The organism is Haloactinopolyspora sp., from assembly GCF_027324685.1.
Lineage (GTDB): Bacteria > Actinomycetota > Actinomycetes > Jiangellales > Jiangellaceae > Haloactinopolyspora.
Window position 1 is genome coordinate 1 of record NZ_DAHVSH010000203.1, and the last position, 17,348, is coordinate 17,348.

A 17,348-nucleotide genomic window follows, 5' to 3' on the forward strand; every position below is an offset into this window, starting at 1 on the left:
TACACCGCGGCCGAACGCGGCTACGTCGACGCCGTCATCATCCCGTCGCGCACCCGGCTGTCGATCACGCAGGCGCTGCGCGCGCTGCAGACCAAACGCGAGACCCTGCCGCCGAAGAAGCACGGCAACATCCCGCTGTAGGCCCGCCACGGTCGGCCGGCACTACGATGGCCGGCATGAGCGACGACGCCGAGCCGGTCCTGCGGGTGGTGCGGGGCAACCCGACGCAGGCCGAGCTCGCCGTGTTGGTGACCGTGCTCTGGGCCCGCGCCGGTGGCGACGCAGGCAATGCCGGGGGCGCGGTCCCACCGCGCCCGTCGTCCTGGGCGGCCTATTGGAACCAGCGGCGCGCTCCGCTGTCCCCGGGTGTCGATGCCTGGCGCGCCAGCGCACTGCGTCGCTGACGGCGTGCCTGTGGCTCTTCCACAGCGGCGCGGCACCGCTCACCACTCGCGCGTCATACGCTCCAGCACTGCCCAGGTCCGCGGATCCTCCCCGCCGAGGCGCCACAAGAAGATGCCTCCGACGTCGTAATCGTGCGCGACCTCCAGCTTCGCGGCCAGACTCGGCGCGTCCTCGAACCACACCTCGTGCTCGAGGCCGTCGGCGTCGGTGTAGGCGAACCACGGCACCTGGGCGTCGGCGTTCCAGTGCACCTTGCTCCCGGTGTTCTCCGCGAGCTGCTCGGCCTCGGTGAACATCAGGTCTTTGGCCTGAGCGCCGGAACCCCAGTCGTAGGCGTGCCCAGGCAGGCCCAAGACGACCCGCTCGGGCGGGACCTGGCGCACCACGAACGCCAGGACGTCGTCCACCCAGTCCGTCGGCGCGATGGGGCCGGGTTCGGAACCCTGCCAGGCGAAGTCGTAGGCCATCACCCGGACCTCGTCCGCGGACTTGCCCAGCCGCTTGTACAGCCGGGCGAGCTCGGGCCGGCTCTCCGCCGTTCCGGCCGGGACGGCAACGGTCAACTTGCGGTCCTGTTCATGCAGCGCTGCCGCCAGCTCCGCGACGAAGCCACAAAACTCGTCGTGGTCGACGACGTCGAGGGCCTCGTAGTCGAGGTCGATGCCGTCCCACTCGTGCGTGACGACCTCGTCGACCACAGCCTCGACGTGAGCTCGGCGCAGCCGTGGTTCGTGCACGATCCGGCTCACCAGGTCCGCATCCCACTCGCCGTCGCGGAAGTTGCTGATCGACGGGATGACGCTCAGCCCGGCGGCGCGGGCCTGCTTGATCACCGTGGCCGATCCTTCCGTCTCGGAGCTGCGCACCAGCTCCCCGTTGTCTGTCGGCGTGTACCAGACCGGGCTGACGGAATCGAGCACATCCGACGCCGCGGCCATGGCGTCGATCCCACGCTCGTTGTCCCACGGCACCAGGTAGGCACCGGCGGTGAACTCGTGCTCAGGTTCGGTCACCCGGTTCGCCAGTGGCGGCCCGACCCACGCCACCAGCAACATCGCCGCACCGCCGGCCACGACGAGCCGACCAGCCAAGCGCGATGTCCTTCGCTCCCGCGCCGGCGTGGGACCAGTTCCGGCGGGCGTGGCGCCGGATGTGCGGACCCTTCGACGGCCCCGAGCCGCCCGGCGGCTGAAGCCGGGCACCAGCTGGACCGGCCTGCGTGCGGCGAGGTCTTCCACCCAGCCGAACAGCAGGATGGCCACGCCGGTCAGGAGCACCGCCGTCACCACGAGCTCGGGGGTTCCGTACAGCCCCACGCGGTCGTTGACGACAACGGCCAAATCGATAGCGACGTTGTGCCACAAGTAGATGGTGACCGCGCGTGCGGTGATCAGCGTCACCATCCGCCCCAGCACCGGCACCTGGTCGACGCGGTCCAGGTTCGGCTCCCAACGCAGCAGGACCAGGACCACCCCGGCCGACCACAGCGCCTGAGCCAGTGGAATCTCGTTCAGGTCGTACCCGAATTCGCCCCCCGCGTGGGTCAGTGCCCACGACAACCCAGCGGTCATCGTGACCGCGGCCAGCAGCACCGCGACCGGCAACGGGATGCGCCGTAACGTCCCGGCGCGGTGCGCGAACCCGAGCACCCAGCAGGTTCCGTACGTGCCGAAGTCGCGCAGCGCGTCGCCGGAGGCGCCTATCGAGTCCAGATTCGGCCAGCCCACCGTCGCCGAAGCGATCAGCGCGAGCGGCGCCAGCGCCGTCCGCACGGGCCAGCGCCGGAACGCCCACAGCAACAGCGGCGACAACACGACGAACCACAGATACGCACGCACGTACCACAGCGGTGAGGTGGCGTTGGCCCCCCAGTCGCTGCCCGGCGGGTCGAACACCGGCACGATCCAGTACACGAGGTCGTTCCACCGCAGCGGCGATCCCTCGGCACCTGCGGTCCAGCCGTGCAGGAGCATCGCGGGCACGACCACGATGCCCAGCAGCCACAACGACGGCAGCAGCCTGCGCATCCGCTTGCCGATGACGCTCGCCGCAGGCGCCCGGTCCAGCGAGCGCGCGGTCAACGATCCGGCGACGGCGAACATGACGCCCATCGCCGGGAACAGGATGGAAAGCCACGCGTAGCCGAACACGTGGTACATGCCGACCCGCACGAGCGCGATCGCCCGGTAGACGTCCAGATAGCGCTCTCGTCCTCCGCCGGCCGGGGCGATCGGGCCCGTCATCGCTGCACCCGTTCGCCGGACTCGGCGACGATCGGCGTGACCGCCTGTTCCAACCCGCCGACGCGGCGCAGCTTCTGCCAGTGCAACCGCACCCCCGTCACCGCAGTCACCACGGACTGGATCACCACCGCGTACATCAACTGCCGATAGACGATCTGCTGCAGTGGCAACCACACGAGCGGCCGCAGCGGCTCACGATCCAGCCGGAACGCGACCACGGCGCTGACGCCTTGCAGCGCCATCAACCCCAGCCATGCGAGCAGCGTTCGTAGCGGGTCGAGGAACAGCAGGCCGTAGACGAGGAAGACATCCATCAGCGGCGCCAGCAGCGGCAGGAGTATTTGGAACAGGCCGACGTTCAGCAGCCCGATCCGGCCGAACCGGCCGGACCGCCCGGACTCCCGGATGGCCCGGCGATGCTTCCACCACGCCTGGATGGTCCCGTAACTCCACCGGTACCGCTGCCGCCACAGCTGGCTCAGCGTCGACGGGGCTTCGGTCCACGCGACGGCGCTGGGCTCGTACACCACCCGCCAGCCGCTGCGCGACACGGCCATGGTCAGGTCGGTGTCCTCGGCCAACGTGTCGGCGCTGACGCCGCCCACCTCCCTGAGCACTTGCCTGCGGAAGGCCCCGATGGCACCGGGGATGGTCGGCATGCATTGCAGGACGTCATAGGCCCGGCGATCGATGTTGAAGCCGATCACGTACTCGATGTGCTGCCAACGGCCGAGCAGCCCGGCCCGGTTCGCCACCTTGGCGTTGCCGGCCACGGCGCCAACGAGCGGATCGTCGAAGCGCTGCACGAGCCGGCGCACGGTGTCGGGACCGAACACGGTGTCGCCGTCCATCATGACGATCAGTTCGTGCCGGGCATGGGCGATCCCGGTGTTGAGCGCTGCGGGCTTGCCGCCGTTGGGGCGGCGCACGACCGTGACGCCGGGCAGACCGAGCGCTTCGGCGACGTCGGCCGTCCCGTCCGTGGAGCCGTCGTCCACGACGATCACCTCGACGGGATGGTCGCTGTTCACCAGGGACCGCACGGTGTCGGCGATGCACTCACGCTCGTTGTAGGCCGGAACGACGATCGAGACGGGCTCGGTGATCGGCACGGCGGGCACGTTCGCCCCGACCCGTCGGGCGTGCCGGCGAGCGAGGATGAGCAGTAGCAGGATCCGTCCGACGACCAGGACACCTGCCGCGGTCATCAAGACCACGAGGATCCCCGCGGCCACCGTCGCCACCCCCACGACGACCAGCACGACCTCGCCGCGGAGACTTTCCCACCGGCCGGCGGGCGGGTTCAGGCTCGGCCGGCCGACGATGTCGGCGACGGTGCTGAACGTGTAGCCGCGGTCCTGGAGTTCGGGTATCAGCCGGTCCAGCGCCGCGACGGTCTGAGACCGGTCACCGCCGGCGTCGTGCAGCAGCACGATGCCTCCGTGCCCGTCTTCCGGCACGCCGGCATTCACGATCTTGTCCACGCCTGGGCGCGCCCAGTCCTTCGTGTCGTGCGTGGTCAGGACGGTCAGGTACCCGTTGGCGCCGAGATCTCGCACCGTCGGCCACGAGTTGTCGTCGACGGCGGAGGCGGTGGACGAGTACGGCGGGCGAATGATCGTCGACGTCCTGCCCGCAGCACCGGCCAGCGCCAGTTGCACTTCGGACAGTTCCATGTCCCGGCGCCACGACGAGGTGTAGGCGAGGTCGGGATGCGTGAACGTGTGGATCCCGAGTTCGCTGCCCGACTCGACGATGTCGGCCACGAGACCCGGGTCCTGCGCGACCCGGTTGCCGACGACGAAGAACGTCGCGGGAACGTCGTGGCGCTTCAGGACGTCGAGCACCTGCGGTGTCCAGACCGGATCGGGACCGTCGTCGAAAGTCAGCACCACCGTGTGGTCCGGGATCTGGTACGAGCGCTCATCGCCACCGCGCATGTCGATGATCGGCCCGCCGTCGATGACGGCGTCGGGCACCGTGTACGAGTCTGTCGCGGGCGCGACCCGGTGATCGGCCCCGAACTGGGAGTTGATCAGGCCGTTCACCAACAACACGCAGGTGAGCGTGACGAGCAGGACGGCCATGATCACCCAGTGCAGCCGCGGCGCGGAGCTGCGTGGGTTCCACCGGGGACGCGGATGGCCGAACGGAGCGTTCAGCCGCATCACTCGGCCTCGGAAACGGGAACGACCCTGGCCGGGCGGTCCTGGGACGCCTCGGGCGGCACCTGCGGCCCGACCCGGTCACCGGTCAGGCTGACCAGCAGCAGGGCCATGAACGCGGCGCACAGGACGAACACCAACGAGCCGGCCCAGACCGACCGGCGAACGCGACGCCCGCCCGCGTCGACGAACACCGGCGAGTGTTCCTTCACGAGTTGCGGCGCCGAGACGAGCGCGATGTTCCGAGCCCCTGAGGCCGGCACCGCGGCATCATCCATCGACTTGAGCATGTTCCCCCCGAAATTTCTTGCGCATCTGTGGACGGCCGATGGCCGTGTGAGCCTGGCGGGCGGTCGAGTTCGCGACCCCACCGACGTGTCTCGACACGCCGCCAGCCTCGACCATGATGATGTGGTGCGAAACGCCGTGCCCAGGGCCGATGGTCCCGAATCCGGGCCCGTCCGCCTAGGCACTTCGGCCGTTGGGCAGAAATTTCACGATTGTCGGGCGAATTCGGGAATACGCACGTCAGCGCCGAGGTTGGCCTCGGGGAGATGGTCAACATCTGGAGCCTGACGAACCGCCTGTACGTCGATCTGCGACGCCAGGCCAGTCAAGCCTGTTTGCTGTGATGACACCGCGCCTGCGGCTCTAGGCCGCGGCGCACTCGACGCATGCCTACCCCTGCCGGACGCATGCCCCTGCCATCCGGCCGACGATCTCGAGCGAAAGGCTTCCTGATACATGTCCGCGACCGGTACGACCGACGCGCCCGCATCCAAACGCCTCCGCCTCCCCTCCTTCTCCGTCCAGGTCCTCATCGGCCTCGTGGCCGGTGTCGCCCTGGGCTTGATCGCCCGCTCCATGGGTCCCGTCGCCGACGGCTCGCCGAACTGGCTGACCAGTTCGCTCGACACCGTCGGTGATTTGTTCGTCGACCTGCTGCGCACTGCCGTCATTCCGTTGGTGTTCACCGCGATCGTCGCGAGTATCGCCAACCTGCGCGACGTCACCAACGCCGCCCGGCTGGCCGGCCAGACCATCCTGTGGTTCGCCATCACCGCACTGATCGCGGTGGCCATCGGTATCGGCCTCGGACTGATCCTGCAGCCCGGCGCGCACACGTCCGTCACCGAAGAGGCCGCCGGCGAGCCCGGCAGTACCGGTGACTGGTGGGCGTTCCTCACCGGCTTGGTGCCGTCGAACTTCCTCGGCCTGTCCGCCAACACGTCGGTGGAGGCCGCCGACGGCGCCGCGTCCGCAACGACGTCGTTGAGCTTCAACGTCCTGCAACTCATCGTCGTCGCTGCTGCCATCGGCATCGCGGCGCTGAAGCTCGGGGACAAGGCCGAGCCGTTCCTGGCTTTCAACCGCTCCGCGCTGGCGATCATCCAGAAGGTGCTGTGGTGGATCATCCGCCTCGCGCCCATCGGCACGGCCGGGCTGCTCGGGTACGCGGTCGCCGACTACGGCTGGGACGCCATCGGCTCCCTCGGGCGGTTCACCCTGGCGATCTACATCGGCCTGGCGCTGGTGCTGTTCGTGGTGTATCCGGCCCTGCTGCGGGCCCACGGGCTGAACCCGCTGAAGTACTTCGCCGGTGCCTGGCCGGCGATTCAGCTCGGCTTCGTCTCGCGCTCGTCGATCGGCACCCTGCCGGTCACCGAGCAGGTCACCGAACGTAACCTCGGCGTCCCCCGCTCGTACGCCTCGTTCGCGGTGCCGTTCGGTGCGACGACGAAGATGGACGGCTGCGCGGCCATCTATCCCGCGGTCGCGGCGATCTTCGTCGCGCAGTTCTTCGGCGTCGATCTGGCGGTCACGGATTACCTGCTGATCGTCCTCGTCTCGGTGGTCGGCTCGGCGGCGACCGCTGGGACCACCGGCGCCGTCGTCATGCTCACCCTGACGCTGTCCACACTGGGTCTACCGCTGGCCGGGGTGGGTCTGCTGCTGGCTGTCGACCCGATCCTCGACATGGGCCGGACCGCGGTCAACGTGGCCGGGCAGGCGCTGGTCCCGACCATCGTCGCCAAGCGCGAGGGGTTGCTGGACGTCGACGTGTACAACTCCCGCCACGGCGCGGACGCCTTCACCGACGACGTCGACGAGCGCGCCGAGAACCCGGTTCCGGCCTGATCGCTGTCGTGATCATCGGCGATCGTCCCGCACGATCATGGGGAGGGTCGCCGATGATCACCGGCCGTTACCATCGACTGCTGTGATGCGCCTGATACTCGCCTCCCAGTCCCCCGCGCGCCTGGCGACGCTGCGTTCGGCCGGAATCGAACCGGTGGTCCAGGTGTCCGGCGTCGACGAGGACGCGGTTCTGGCCGACGCGGAGGCCGCCCGCGGGCCGCTGCCTCCCGCTGAGATTCCGTTGCTGCTGGCGCGGGCCAAAGCAGAGCAGGTCGTCGACGGCACCTTCTCCGACGTGGTCGTGCTGGGCTGCGATTCCATGCTCGAGATCGACGGCACGGCGTACGGCAAACCCACCGACGGCAACGAAGCCGCCGAGCGGTGGCGCCTCATGCGCGGGCGTACCGGCGTCTTGCACACCGGGCACTGGGTCATCGACCGGCGCGACCCGGGCAAGGGCGGTACCGGAGCGTCGTTCGGGTCCACTGCCACGACACAGGTCCACTTCGCCGACGTCACCGACGACGAGATCGACGCCTATGTCGCCTCCGGCGAACCGTTGCGGGTGGCCGGCGCGTTCACCGTCGACGGGCTCGGCGGAGCGTTCATCACCGGCATCGAAGGTGACCATCACGCCGTCGTCGGCCTGTCCCTGCCCCTGCTGCGCACGATGCTGGCCGACCTCGGCGTCTCGATCACCGATCTGTGGCGCGTCGATCCCGACCACGAACCGGTGCGGCGCCGGGCCCGGCGCAGCGGACGCGGCGCGGCCTGAGCCCGCCCCTAGACCGGCGGCACCCCGTGGCGGCGGCTGGAGAAGTGCCGGTCCTTGCCCGCTGCCGCGGCCAGCCGGGCGACGATCTCGGCCCGCAGCGCGCTGGGCTCCACGATCGCGTCGATGACCAGATCCGAGGCCAGCCGCAGAATGTCGATGTCGGCTTCGTACTCCGCTCGCAAGCTCGCGACGTAGGCCGCACGTTCGGTCTCGTCCTCGATGGCGGCGATCTTGTTGAAGTACACGGCGTTCACGGCCGCTTCCGGACCCATGACGGCGATCTTCGCGGTGGGCAACGCGAGGCAGGCGTCGGGGCCGAAGCCCGGCCCGCACATGGCGTAGAGCCCTGCTCCATAGGCCTTGCGGACGATCACCGACACCGTCGGCACCGTGGCCTCGGCCACCGCAGTGATCATCTTCGCGCCGTGGCGGATGATGCCTTGCTGCTCCACCTGTGAGCCGATCATGAAACCCGGGACGTCGGCCAGATAGATCAACGGCACGTTGAAGGCGTCGCACAACCAGATGAACCGGGCGGCCTTGTCGGAGGAGTCGACGAACAACACCCCGCCTTTGACGGCCGGCTGGTTGGCCACGACCCCGACCGGCTGGCCTTCCAGCAGCCCGAACCCGGTGATGAGCTCAGCCGCGAACAGCGGCTTGACCTCGAAGAACGAGTCGTCGTCAAGCAGGGCGTCCACGACGTCGTGCATGTCGTAGCCCACGGCTTCCTCGGCCGGCACCAGCTCAGCGGTGAACTGCCGCGTGGGCGCACCGGCGGCGTAGGACGGCGGGCGCGCGCGCCAGTTGCCGGGTAGGTAGGAGAAGAACGCCTTCGCCTGTTCGATCGCCTCGGCGTCGTCGGCGGCCAGATTGTCCCCGCAACCGGAGACCGTGGCATGCATCCGTGCGCCGCCCATCTCCTCCAGCGACACCCGCTCGCCGATGACCATCTCGGCCATGCGTGGTGAGCCGAGGTACATCGACGCGTTGGACTCCACCATCACCACGAAGTCGCAGAACGACGGGATGTAGGCGCCGCCTGCCGCGCTGGGGCCGAACAGGCAGCAGATCTGCGGCACCTTGCCCGACAGCGCCACCTGGTTGTGAAAGATCCGCCCGGCACCGCGCCGGCCGGGGAACAGCTCCACCTGATCGGTGATCCTCGCCCCGGCCGAATCGATGAACCAGAACACCGGCAGCTCGTCGCGCAGCGCCGTCTCGGTCACGCGGACGATCTTCTCGACGGTGCGAGCACCCCATGAACCGGCTTTGACGGTCGGGTCGTTGGCCACGACGAGCGCCGGCCGGCCGTCCACGAGCCCGCGACCGGTGACCACGCCGTCGGCCGGCAGTCCGTCGGCCAGGGCGTTGGCGAGCTGGCCGTCCTCGACGAACGTGCCCTCGTCGAACAGCAGCCCGACGCGCTCGCGGACGTACAACTTGTGTTGCGAGGCCAGCTTCGCCGCACCGGCTTCGGACGGCGTCAAGGTCGCCTCGCGCGCCGCTCGCACCTCGGCCTCGTGGTCGCGCTGCACGCTCAGCCCCTTCCACTCCCGGTGATCATGGACCGTGGCGGCTGCTTCCCGCCGCGATGGCCGTGATCACCGCCCGGTTCACTGGACCGGCAACCCCATCCCACGCGCGATGATCATCCGCTGGATCTCGCTCGTGCCCTCACCGATCTCGAGGATCTTCGCATCACGGTAGAAGCGCGCGACAGGGTACTCCTCCATGAATCCGTATCCACCGTGAACCTGCGTGGCGATCCGGGTCGCGGTGACGGCGGACTCGGTGGCATGCAGCTTGGCCACGGCCGCAGCGTGTTTGACCTGGGCCGGCGAAGCGCCGTTGTCGCGCAGGGCCGCCGCCTTGTACGTGAGCAGCCGCGCCGATTCGGCCATGACCTGCAAGTCGGCGATCTGGAAGGCCAGGCCCTGGTTGCTGCCGATCGGTGCACCGAAGGCGCTGCGCTCGTTCGCGTAGGCGACCGAGGCGTCGATCATCGCCTGGATGCAGCCGACCGCGAGAGCGGCGATGGCCACCCGTCCGTCGTCGAGCGTGGCCAGGAACTGGGAGAACCCCGCGCCACGGGCACCGAGGAGGTGATCGCGCGGCACACGGGCACCGTCGAAGGTCAGCGGGTGCGTGTCGGAGGCGTGCCAGCCGAGCTTGTCGTAGGCCGGCTCCACGACGAAGCCGTCGGTCCCCGCGGGCACGATGAGCGCCGAGATCTCCGGCGTACCGTCAGGCTTCTCCCCGGTCCGGGCCGTCACGGTGACACAGCTGGTCAGTTCGGTACCGGAGTTCGTGATGAACTGCTTGGCACCGTTGATCACCCATTCGTCGCCGTCCAGGACCGCACGGGTGGCCGTCGCGGCGGCATCGGAACCGGCGGCCGGTTCGGTCAGGCCGAATCCGGCCAGCGCACGCCCGGCCACCAGGTCGGGCAGCCAGCGCTGCTTCTGCTCGTCCGTGCCGTAGGTGAGGATCGGCGTGATGCCGAGGCCGACGGCGGCCTCCAGAGTGATGCCCATGGACTGGTCCACCCGCCCGATCTCCTCGATCGCCACACACAGCCCGGTCAGGCCCGCTTCGGATCCGCCGTACTCCTGCGGAGCGGTGAGCCCGAACAGGCCGAGCTCACCCATCGCACGAACGGCATCGACGGGGAAGGTGTGCTCGCGGTCCCATCGGGCGGCATGCGGCTCGATCTCAGCGCGAGCGAAGTCGCGGACGACGCCGCGGAACTCCTCGTGCTCAGCCGACAGCTCGAACGTCATCGTCTCCCGCTTCCGTTCGTGAATGGATGGGCGTTGACGCTTACGTTAACGTAAGTTCTGATGTCTTCACCAGGGGTCGTGGACGTGATCACGGATGGGAGCGATGGGCGTGGGCGACGAGCGGACGTGGACCATCACCGAGCTCGCCGACGAGTTCGGCGTCACGCTACGGACCATTCGCTTCTACGAAGAGCAAGGACTGCTCAACCCCGCACGCAACGGCACCCGGCGGATCTTCGACGACGGCGACCGGGTCCGCCTCGGGTTGGTGCTGCGCGGCAAGCGGCTGGGGTTCGGCCTCGACGAGATCAAGAAGATCATCGGCATGTACGACGCCGCCCCCGGCGAGGTCGGCCAGCTGCAGTACCTGCTCGAACAGATCAACGTACGCCGCGCCGAACTGGAGCTGCGCCGCCGCGACATCGACGCCACCCTGGCCGAGCTCGACGACGTCGAACGCCGGTGCCGCGCCGACCTGGCCCGGCTCGGCGCCCGTCCACAGTGAGGCGAGCGGTCCCACCACAGCCGGTCTCGGCACAATGAGATCCGCTTGATCGACACCGACGACGTCTCAGGAGCATTCGGATGCCACGTACCGCGAAAATCGCGCCGTTCCTCGGCGCGTTCGCACTCGCGATCTCGCTGTCGGCCTGCAGCGACGACGGCAGCGACGCCGCCGCGACCGGTGGCGACAGTCCCGCCAGCAGCCAGACCGCGCGCCCGAGCGATGGCGGAGCCACCGACGGCTCCGGCGACAGCACCGGCACCGCAGCCGCCGACAACAGTGACGACGTGTCGGCGTACTGCGCGACGATCAAGCCCCTGACCCACATGTCACTCGACATCAACGCGGTCCTCGACGATCCCAGCGCGGCCACCGCCCTCGCCGACATGTTCCCGCCCATGGTCGATGCTGCCCCGGACGAGCTCAAACGTGACTGGTCCGCGGTATCCGACGCCTACGCGGCCGCGGCGGCAGCTGAGATCGACATCGATCCCGACGCCACGCTCGACCCGATTGCTGCCGACGCGCTGCGTCACCTCGATTCCGTCGCGACGAACATCGACAACATCAGGCAACACGCGGCGCAGGAGTGCGGGGTGAACCTCGGCCCCAACTGATCGACGAACCGTCCAACCGCCTCGGCCGGGGAACCCGTACCAGCGCAGTCGTCGGCCCGGGTGTCTAGACTCGCACCAGTTCCGAGAAGGAGTCGCGAGGTGAGCGTGCAGCGTCGCCGCATCAGCAAGGTACTCATCGCCAACCGGGGCGAGATCGCGGTCCGAGTCATCCGAGCCTGCCGCGACGCAGGCTTGGCCAGCGTTGCCGTCTACGCCGACGGCGACCGCGACGCACCCCATGCGCGGCTGGCTGACGAAGCTTATGCCCTCGACGGCGAGACCAGTGCCCAGACCTACTTGGCGATCACCAAACTGCTCGACGTCGCCACCCGGGCGGGGGCCGATGCGGTACACCCGGGCTACGGATTCCTCGCCGAGAACGCGGAGTTCGCCCAGGCCGTCATCGACGCCGGGCTGATCTGGGTCGGCCCGCCGCCGTCGGCCATCACCGCGCTCGGCGACAAAGTGAGCGCTCGCCACATCGCCGCCCGCGCCGGTGCTCCGCTGGTGGCCGGCACACCCGAGCCGGTGACCGGTGCCGACGAGGTGGTCGCCTTCGCTCGCGAGCACGGGCTGCCGATCGCCATCAAGGCCGCCTTCGGCGGCGGCGGGCGCGGCCTCAAGGTGGCTCGCACGCTCGACGAGATCCCCGACCTCTACGACTCCGCCGTACGCGAAGCCGTGGCGTCGTTCGGCCGGGGCGAGTGTTTCGTCGAGCGCTACCTCGACCGGCCCCGCCACGTCGAAACCCAGTGCCTGGCCGACCAGCACGGCCACGTCGTGGTCGTGTCCACCCGCGATTGCTCACTGCAACGACGCCACCAGAAGCTGGTCGAGGAGGCACCGGCGCCGTTCCTCAGCGAGGAGCAGACCGCCGAGCTGTACCGCGCCTCCAAGGCGATCATGCGCAAGGCCGGCTACGTCGGCGCGGGCACCTGCGAGTTCCTCGTGGGCGCGGACGAAACCATCTCCTTCCTCGAGGTCAACACGCGCCTACAGGTCGAGCACCCGGTCAGCGAGGAAGTCACCGGCCTCGACCTGGTGCGTGAGATGTTCCGCATCGCCGAGGGCGAGGAGCTGGGCTACGGCGACCCACCCGTGCACGGGCACAGCATCGAGTTCCGCATCAACGGTGAGGACCCTGGCCGTGATTTCCTGCCGACGCCGGGCCTGGTGACCGAGTTCCGCCTGCCGGCCGGGCCTGGCATACGCGTCGACGCCGGCGTCGAGACCGGCAACGTCATCGGGCAGAACTTCGACTCGCTGCTGGCCAAACTGGTCGTGACCGGCGCCGATCGCACCCAGGCCGTCCAGCGCGCGCGCCGGGCCCTGGCCGAGTTCGAGGTCGACGGCCTGGCCACGGTCCTGCCGTTCCACCGCGCCGTTCTCGACGACCCGGCGTTCGTCCCGGCCGACCCGATCGAGCCGTTCACAGTGCACACGCGCTGGATCGAGACCGAGTGGAGCGGCGACGTGCCGGCGTACCAGCCCACCACCAGTGCGGCGAGCGGGGAGCCCGCACCACGCGAGCGGGTGACCGTCGAGGTCGACGGCAAGCGCCTCGAGGTCGTGCTGCCCGCCGGGTTCGGCGCTCCGGCCGCGACCGGCAACGCCCGTAAGCCCGTACGGCGCACCCGGGGTAGCACCGGCGCCGGCACGGTCGGCGGCGATGCGCTCGTCGCGCCGATGCAAGGCACCATCATCAAGGTCGATGCCGAAGACGGGCGCACCGTCGCCGAAGGCGACGTCATCGTCGTCATCGAGGCGATGAAGATGGAGCAGCCGATCACCGCGCACAAAGCCGGAACCGTCACCGGACTGAGCGCCGAGATCGGCACGACCATCAGCAACGGCGCGGTCATCTGCACCATCGTCGACTGACGAAGCCGTCACCTCCGCAGCACACCGTCTCGGCCACACCCCTGGCGAGCAGCGGGGAAGCCACTCGCTTTCGACAACGTTGAACCCGGTGACACGTGCTGTGACGACTCTGCTGGAGAGCCGTCGACGACCGAGACCGAAAGGCCTTTTGCATGTCTGCTCTGTCCGACAATGTTCGCGACCTGTTCTCCCGCCCGATCCCCGCATGGGTCACCGTGGTCGACCACGACGGCGTGCCGCACAACACCGTGGTGTGGGTGGACGTCGACGGCGACGAGGTGCTGTTCAACACCGCGGTCGGCCGAGTGAAGGAACGCATCCTGCGCACGAACCCCACGGTGTCGCTGAGCGTCCTCAACCCTGAGCACGCCTGGCACTGGGCCAGCGTGACCGGTGTCGCGAAGATGACCACCGAGGACGGCGACGAGGTCATCGACCGGCTGGCGAAGAAGTACCTCGGCGTGGACGAGTACCCGTTCCGCACCGAAGGTGAGCAGCGCGTCACCGTTCGCGTCGCCGCGGACAAGGTGGTGGAAGTCACTCCCGACGACTGAGCCGCCACCACAGTGGGTCCGCGGCAGCTTACTGCCCGGGGCCGCCCTGGGCATGCCGGTGGCAAGCGTGGATGATGGGGGTATGAGCGGGGCCTACGACGACGCCGGGCGATCTCTGCAGAACTCGCGCCTGTACGTCGATCCGGCAGCTGAACGCGAACTCGAGGCGGCCGGAACCCCGTTCGGCGGTGCTGCGCAGGACGAGGCGCGCCGGGTTCTCGACGGCGCGTCCACCCCGGTCTACGTCGCTGTCCTCCCCAGCTCCGCCGCAGCCGACCAGAACGGGCTCGGCGCCATCGCCAACGCGGTCGGCGACAACGCCACGTACATCGCCGTCTTCCCCGACCTGACCGGGAAGGCCGACTCGCTTCTGCTGGATCGCTCGGCCGTCATGTCCGCGGCTGAGCAGTCCGCGGTGGCGTCCGACGACGTCGGGCAGTTCATCAGCGACGTCGTCCCCCGCCTCGACGAGGTCGCCGCCGACGAGGGCGCTGCCGGCAGCGGGACCGGTTCGTCGGGCGGCGGTTGGCTGCCGTTGGCGATTCTCGCCGCGGCCGGCGGCGGTGGTTTCCTGCTGTATCGCCGGAACAAGCTCAGCAAGGAACGCGCCCAGCTCGAGCAGGTGCGCGGCGCTCTCGAGGACGACATCACCACCTACGGTGAGCAACTGTCCGCGCTCGATCTCGACGTGCAGCCGACGTCGGCGGTGCCGATCGAGGCCCGCGACGAGTACGGCCGTGCGCTCGACCTGTACGAGCAGGCCAAGGTCTACTCCGAGCGAGCGGAGAAGCCCAGCGACCTCAAGCCGGTGACGCATGCGCTGGAAGAAGGCCGCTGGCTGCTGGGCTGTGTCGAAGCCCGGCTCAAGCACGAACCGCTGCCCGAGCGCCGCCTGCCATGCTTCTTCGATCCCGGTCACGGTCCCTCGGCCGAAGACGTCGAGTGGGCTCCGCCCGGTGGCGCTCCTCGCCTCGTGCCGGCGTGCGCAGCAGATGCGCTACGGGTGAAGAACGGCGCCGACCCGAGCATCCGGATGGTTCCGGTGGGCGGCGACGAGCGGCGCCCCTACTGGGACGCAGGCCCGGCGTACGGCGGGTGGGCCGGCGGCTACTACGGCGGGGTCCTGCCCGGCATGCTGATGGGCACCATGCTCGGCTCCGCGCTTTCCGGCCCGATGTACGCCGACGGCGGCCAGGTCGGTGGCGACTTCGGCGGAGATTTCGGCGGCGGCGACTTCGGTGGGGACTTCGGCGGCGGCTTCGGCGCCGACTTCTAGGCCGGCCCAGGCGGAGCTGCGGACGACATCATGCCCACACCCGAATTCATCCTCGCCCTGCGTAAGCACGTGGGCCATGACCTGCTCTGGGTGCCGGGGATCACCGCCGTCATCTTCGACGACGACGGGCGGGTGCTGCTGAATCGGCGCGCCGACACCGGGGAATGGGCGCTGATCGCCGGCATCCCCGATCCGGGCGAGCAGCCGGCGCAGGCCGCGGTGCGTGAGGCCTTCGAGGAGACCGGCGTGCACGTCGAGGTGGACCGGATCGCCGCGGTCGTCGCCGAGGATCCGCTGACGTACCCGAACGGCGACGTCGTCCAGTTCCTCGACATCACCATGCGCTGCCGCGCCGTCGGCGGGCGAGCACGAGTCAACGACGACGAGTCGCTGGCCGTCGAGTGGTTCCCGCGCGACGCCCTGCCTCCGATGGCGCACCGGATGCGCGAACGGCTGGATCTCGCCGAGAAGGACGGACCCACGTGGTTCGTCCCACCGACGGCCGACGGCTAGTCGCGCAGGTGCAGGCGGCGCGCGGCCTCGGCGATGGAACCGGACAACGACGGGTAGACGGCGAACGCGCGTGCCACCTGATCAACGGACAATCGCGCCTCCACGGCCAGTGAGATGGGGTGGATCAGCTCGCTCGCGCTCGGCGCCACCACGACCCCACCGATGACCGTCCCCATGCCCCGCCGGCAGAACAGCTTGACGAATCCGTCGTGAATGCCTTGCATCTTCGCCCGGGCATTGGTCGACAGCGGCATCTTCACCGCGACGGCGTCGATCTCGCCGGCGTCGACGGCGTTCTGGCTGCACCCGACCGTGGCGATCTCCGGTGCGGTGAAGACGTTGGCTGCCACCGTGTTCAGGTCCAGCGGCGTCACGGCATCGCCCAGGGCGTGCCACATGGCCGTACGCCCTTGCATCGCCGCGACCGAAGCCAGCATGAGCACACCGGTGACGTCCCCGGCGGCGTACACGCCGCGCGCGGATGTCCGAGACACGCGATCGACCTTGATGAAGCCACGGTCGTCGAGGCGAACCCCGCACTCCGCCAACCCGAGATCGTCGACGTTGGGGACCGAGCCGACGGCCATCAGGCAATGCGAGCCTTCGACCGTGCGCCCGTCGGTCAGAGTCACCACGACCCCATCGCCTGCTCGGCGAACCGAGGCCGCCCGCGAGCGCGACAGGACCGTCAAGCCGCGGCGGGCGAAGACCTCCTGCAGGACGTACGCCGCGTCGGCGTCCTCTCCCGGTAGCACGCGGTCACGCGACGAGACCAACACGACGTCGGCGCCGAGCGCGTTGTAGGCATTGGCGAACTCGGCACCGGTGACACCGGAGCCGACGACGATGAGCCGCTCGGGCAGCTCGGACAATTCGTAGACCTGCTCCCAGCTGAGGATCCGCTCGCCGTCGGGCTCGGCCTCGGGCAGGATCCGCGGGCGCGCACCGGTGGCGAGCAGGGCGACGTCGGCGACGAACTCGTGCGTGCCGCCGCCGTTCTCCTCGACGATCACGCGGTCGCCCGGCGCCAGCCGGCCCACGCCGGGCACGATGCGCACGCCGGCCTTCTCCACGGCCGCGGCGGTGTCGTCGGACTGAGCCTTGGCCAAGGCCAGCACCCGCCGGTTGACCTGGGCGAGATCGACCCGCACGGCGTCGTCCCCGGTCACCACCCCGAGCTCACCGGACTCGGCGATCTCGGTGACCACCTCGGCCGTAGCGATCAGCGTCTTGCTGGGCACGCAGTCGCTGAGCACTGCGGACCCACCCACGCCGTCACGGTCGACGAGCGTGACGTCCGCGCCCAGTTGTGCTGCCACCAGCGCAGCCTCGTAGCCGCCGGGACCTCCGCCAAGTATCGCCACACGTGTCACGGCACCCATTGTCACCTATCGGGGTCAGCCATCGGGCTCACCCGTCGGGGTGCCCGTTCGCAGAGGTGCGTCGGCGGGGGCGCGTTGGCGGGCGTGCGTCAGGGGCCGTGCGTCAGGGG

General features: G+C 69.5%; 16 protein-coding genes. 10 read left to right on the top strand and 6 right to left on the bottom strand.

What is annotated here, in order from left to right; genetic code table 11:
* Together M6444_RS23085 and M6444_RS21590 are read left to right on the top strand one after the other, a co-directional pair.
* Positions 1–141: carboxyl transferase domain-containing protein (locus M6444_RS23085; RefSeq protein ID WP_363326462.1), on the top strand; the 141-nt coding region annotated here is incomplete at its 5' end.
* Positions 142–176: 35 nt separating this feature from the next.
* Entirely contained in the window at positions 177–404 is a 228-nt protein-coding gene (locus tag M6444_RS21590) for an acyl-CoA carboxylase subunit epsilon (RefSeq protein ID WP_298332244.1), read from the top strand.
* Positions 405–443: 39 nt separating this feature from the next.
* On the opposite strand, the gene M6444_RS21595 is transcribed toward M6444_RS21590, so the two are convergent.
* Genes M6444_RS21595 through M6444_RS21605 form a run of 3 tightly spaced genes read right to left on the bottom strand, consistent with a single transcriptional unit; the run spans position 444 to position 5,091 of the window.
* Positions 444–2,648 carry a glycosyl hydrolase family 18 protein gene (locus tag M6444_RS21595; RefSeq protein ID WP_298332247.1) on the bottom strand — a complete coding sequence of 735 codons (2,205 nt, stop codon included), beginning with the start codon at positions 2,646–2,648 and terminating at the stop codon, positions 444–446.
* Positions 2,645–4,816, bottom strand: coding sequence for a bifunctional polysaccharide deacetylase/glycosyltransferase family 2 protein (locus tag M6444_RS21600; protein ID WP_298332250.1), 2,172 nt, complete (start codon positions 4,814–4,816; stop codon positions 2,645–2,647). The genes M6444_RS21595 and M6444_RS21600 overlap by 4 nt, the downstream gene beginning before the upstream one ends.
* A complete protein-coding gene (locus M6444_RS21605; protein ID WP_298332252.1) occupies positions 4,816–5,091 on the bottom strand; it encodes a hypothetical protein in 276 nt (91 codons plus the stop codon). The genes M6444_RS21600 and M6444_RS21605 overlap by 1 nt, the downstream gene beginning before the upstream one ends.
* 466 nt (positions 5,092–5,557) lie before the next feature.
* Between M6444_RS21605 and M6444_RS21610 the strand changes: the two genes are divergently transcribed.
* Positions 5,558–6,952 carry a dicarboxylate/amino acid:cation symporter gene (locus tag M6444_RS21610; protein WP_298332254.1) on the top strand — a complete coding sequence of 465 codons (1,395 nt, stop codon included), beginning with the start codon at positions 5,558–5,560 and terminating at the stop codon, positions 6,950–6,952.
* A gap of 85 nt (positions 6,953–7,037) precedes the next feature.
* The gene (locus M6444_RS21615) at positions 7,038–7,727 is read left to right on the top strand and encodes a Maf family protein (protein ID WP_298332381.1); all 690 of its coding nucleotides are present in this window, start codon (positions 7,038–7,040) and stop codon (positions 7,725–7,727) included.
* A gap of 8 nt (positions 7,728–7,735) precedes the next feature.
* On the opposite strand, the gene M6444_RS21620 is transcribed toward M6444_RS21615, so the two are convergent.
* Both M6444_RS21620 and M6444_RS21625 read right to left on the bottom strand, forming a co-directional pair.
* Positions 7,736–9,265, bottom strand: a complete 1,530-nt coding sequence (locus M6444_RS21620; RefSeq protein ID WP_298332257.1) for an acyl-CoA carboxylase subunit beta — start codon at positions 9,263–9,265, stop codon at positions 7,736–7,738.
* 78 nt (positions 9,266–9,343) lie between these two features.
* Positions 9,344–10,510, bottom strand: coding sequence for an acyl-CoA dehydrogenase family protein (locus M6444_RS21625; protein WP_298332260.1), 1,167 nt, complete (start codon positions 10,508–10,510; stop codon positions 9,344–9,346).
* A 103-nt stretch (positions 10,511–10,613) separates the two neighbouring features.
* Between M6444_RS21625 and M6444_RS21630 the strand changes: the two genes are divergently transcribed.
* The 6 genes from M6444_RS21630 to M6444_RS21655 all read left to right on the top strand — a co-directional run bounded on the left by M6444_RS21630 (position 10,614) and on the right by M6444_RS21655 (position 15,856).
* A complete protein-coding gene (locus tag M6444_RS21630; protein ID WP_363326463.1) occupies positions 10,614–11,015 on the top strand; it encodes a MerR family DNA-binding transcriptional regulator in 402 nt (133 codons plus the stop codon).
* An 80-nt stretch (positions 11,016–11,095) separates the two neighbouring features.
* A complete protein-coding gene (locus M6444_RS21635; RefSeq protein WP_298332266.1) occupies positions 11,096–11,632 on the top strand; it encodes a hypothetical protein in 537 nt (178 codons plus the stop codon).
* Between the two features lie 120 nt (positions 11,633–11,752).
* The gene (locus M6444_RS21640) at positions 11,753–13,513 is read left to right on the top strand and encodes a biotin carboxylase N-terminal domain-containing protein (protein WP_363326464.1); all 1,761 of its coding nucleotides are present in this window, start codon (positions 11,753–11,755) and stop codon (positions 13,511–13,513) included.
* Positions 13,514–13,665: 152 nt separating this feature from the next.
* On the top strand, positions 13,666–14,067 hold the full coding sequence (locus M6444_RS21645; protein ID WP_298332269.1) for a PPOX class F420-dependent oxidoreductase: 402 nt from the start codon (positions 13,666–13,668) through the stop codon (positions 14,065–14,067).
* Between the two features lie 82 nt (positions 14,068–14,149).
* Positions 14,150–15,343, top strand: a complete 1,194-nt coding sequence (locus M6444_RS21650; protein ID WP_298332271.1) for an LPXTG cell wall anchor domain-containing protein — start codon at positions 14,150–14,152, stop codon at positions 15,341–15,343.
* A 30-nt stretch (positions 15,344–15,373) separates the two neighbouring features.
* Positions 15,374–15,856 (top strand): NUDIX domain-containing protein, encoded by a 483-nt coding sequence (locus M6444_RS21655; RefSeq protein WP_298332273.1) that lies wholly within the window; start codon positions 15,374–15,376, stop codon positions 15,854–15,856.
* Here the strand turns inward: M6444_RS21655 and M6444_RS21660 are convergent.
* Entirely contained in the window at positions 15,853–17,238 is a 1,386-nt protein-coding gene (locus M6444_RS21660; RefSeq protein ID WP_363326461.1) for an NAD(P)H-quinone dehydrogenase, read from the bottom strand. The two genes, M6444_RS21655 and M6444_RS21660, sit on opposite strands and share 4 nt — an antisense overlap.
* Positions 17,239–17,348 lie beyond the last annotated feature (110 nt).

Excerpts from the sequence above, each read along its gene's own strand:
- M6444_RS21630 (WP_363326463.1), top strand. The coding sequence starts at position 10,614 with ATGGGCGTGGGCGACGAGCGGACGTGGACCATCACCGAGCTCGCCGAC.
- M6444_RS21660 (WP_363326461.1), bottom strand. The coding sequence starts at position 17,238 with ATGGGTGCCGTGACACGTGTGGCGATACTTGGCGGAGGTCCCGGCGGC.
- M6444_RS21605 (WP_298332252.1), bottom strand. The coding sequence starts at position 5,091 with ATGGATGATGCCGCGGTGCCGGCCTCAGGGGCTCGGAACATCGCGCTC.
- M6444_RS21590 (WP_298332244.1), top strand. The coding sequence starts at position 177 with ATGAGCGACGACGCCGAGCCGGTCCTGCGGGTGGTGCGGGGCAACCCG.
- M6444_RS21615 (WP_298332381.1), top strand. The coding sequence starts at position 7,038 with ATGCGCCTGATACTCGCCTCCCAGTCCCCCGCGCGCCTGGCGACGCTG.
- M6444_RS21645 (WP_298332269.1), top strand. The coding sequence starts at position 13,666 with ATGTCTGCTCTGTCCGACAATGTTCGCGACCTGTTCTCCCGCCCGATC.
- M6444_RS21655 (WP_298332273.1), top strand. The coding sequence starts at position 15,374 with ATGCCCACACCCGAATTCATCCTCGCCCTGCGTAAGCACGTGGGCCAT.
- M6444_RS21625 (WP_298332260.1), bottom strand. The coding sequence starts at position 10,510 with ATGACGTTCGAGCTGTCGGCTGAGCACGAGGAGTTCCGCGGCGTCGTC.
- M6444_RS21635 (WP_298332266.1), top strand. The coding sequence starts at position 11,096 with ATGCCACGTACCGCGAAAATCGCGCCGTTCCTCGGCGCGTTCGCACTC.
- M6444_RS21595 (WP_298332247.1), bottom strand. The coding sequence starts at position 2,648 with ATGACGGGCCCGATCGCCCCGGCCGGCGGAGGACGAGAGCGCTATCTG.
- M6444_RS21650 (WP_298332271.1), top strand. The coding sequence starts at position 14,150 with ATGAGCGGGGCCTACGACGACGCCGGGCGATCTCTGCAGAACTCGCGC.
- M6444_RS21600 (WP_298332250.1), bottom strand. The coding sequence starts at position 4,816 with ATGCGGCTGAACGCTCCGTTCGGCCATCCGCGTCCCCGGTGGAACCCA.
- M6444_RS21610 (WP_298332254.1), top strand. The coding sequence starts at position 5,558 with ATGTCCGCGACCGGTACGACCGACGCGCCCGCATCCAAACGCCTCCGC.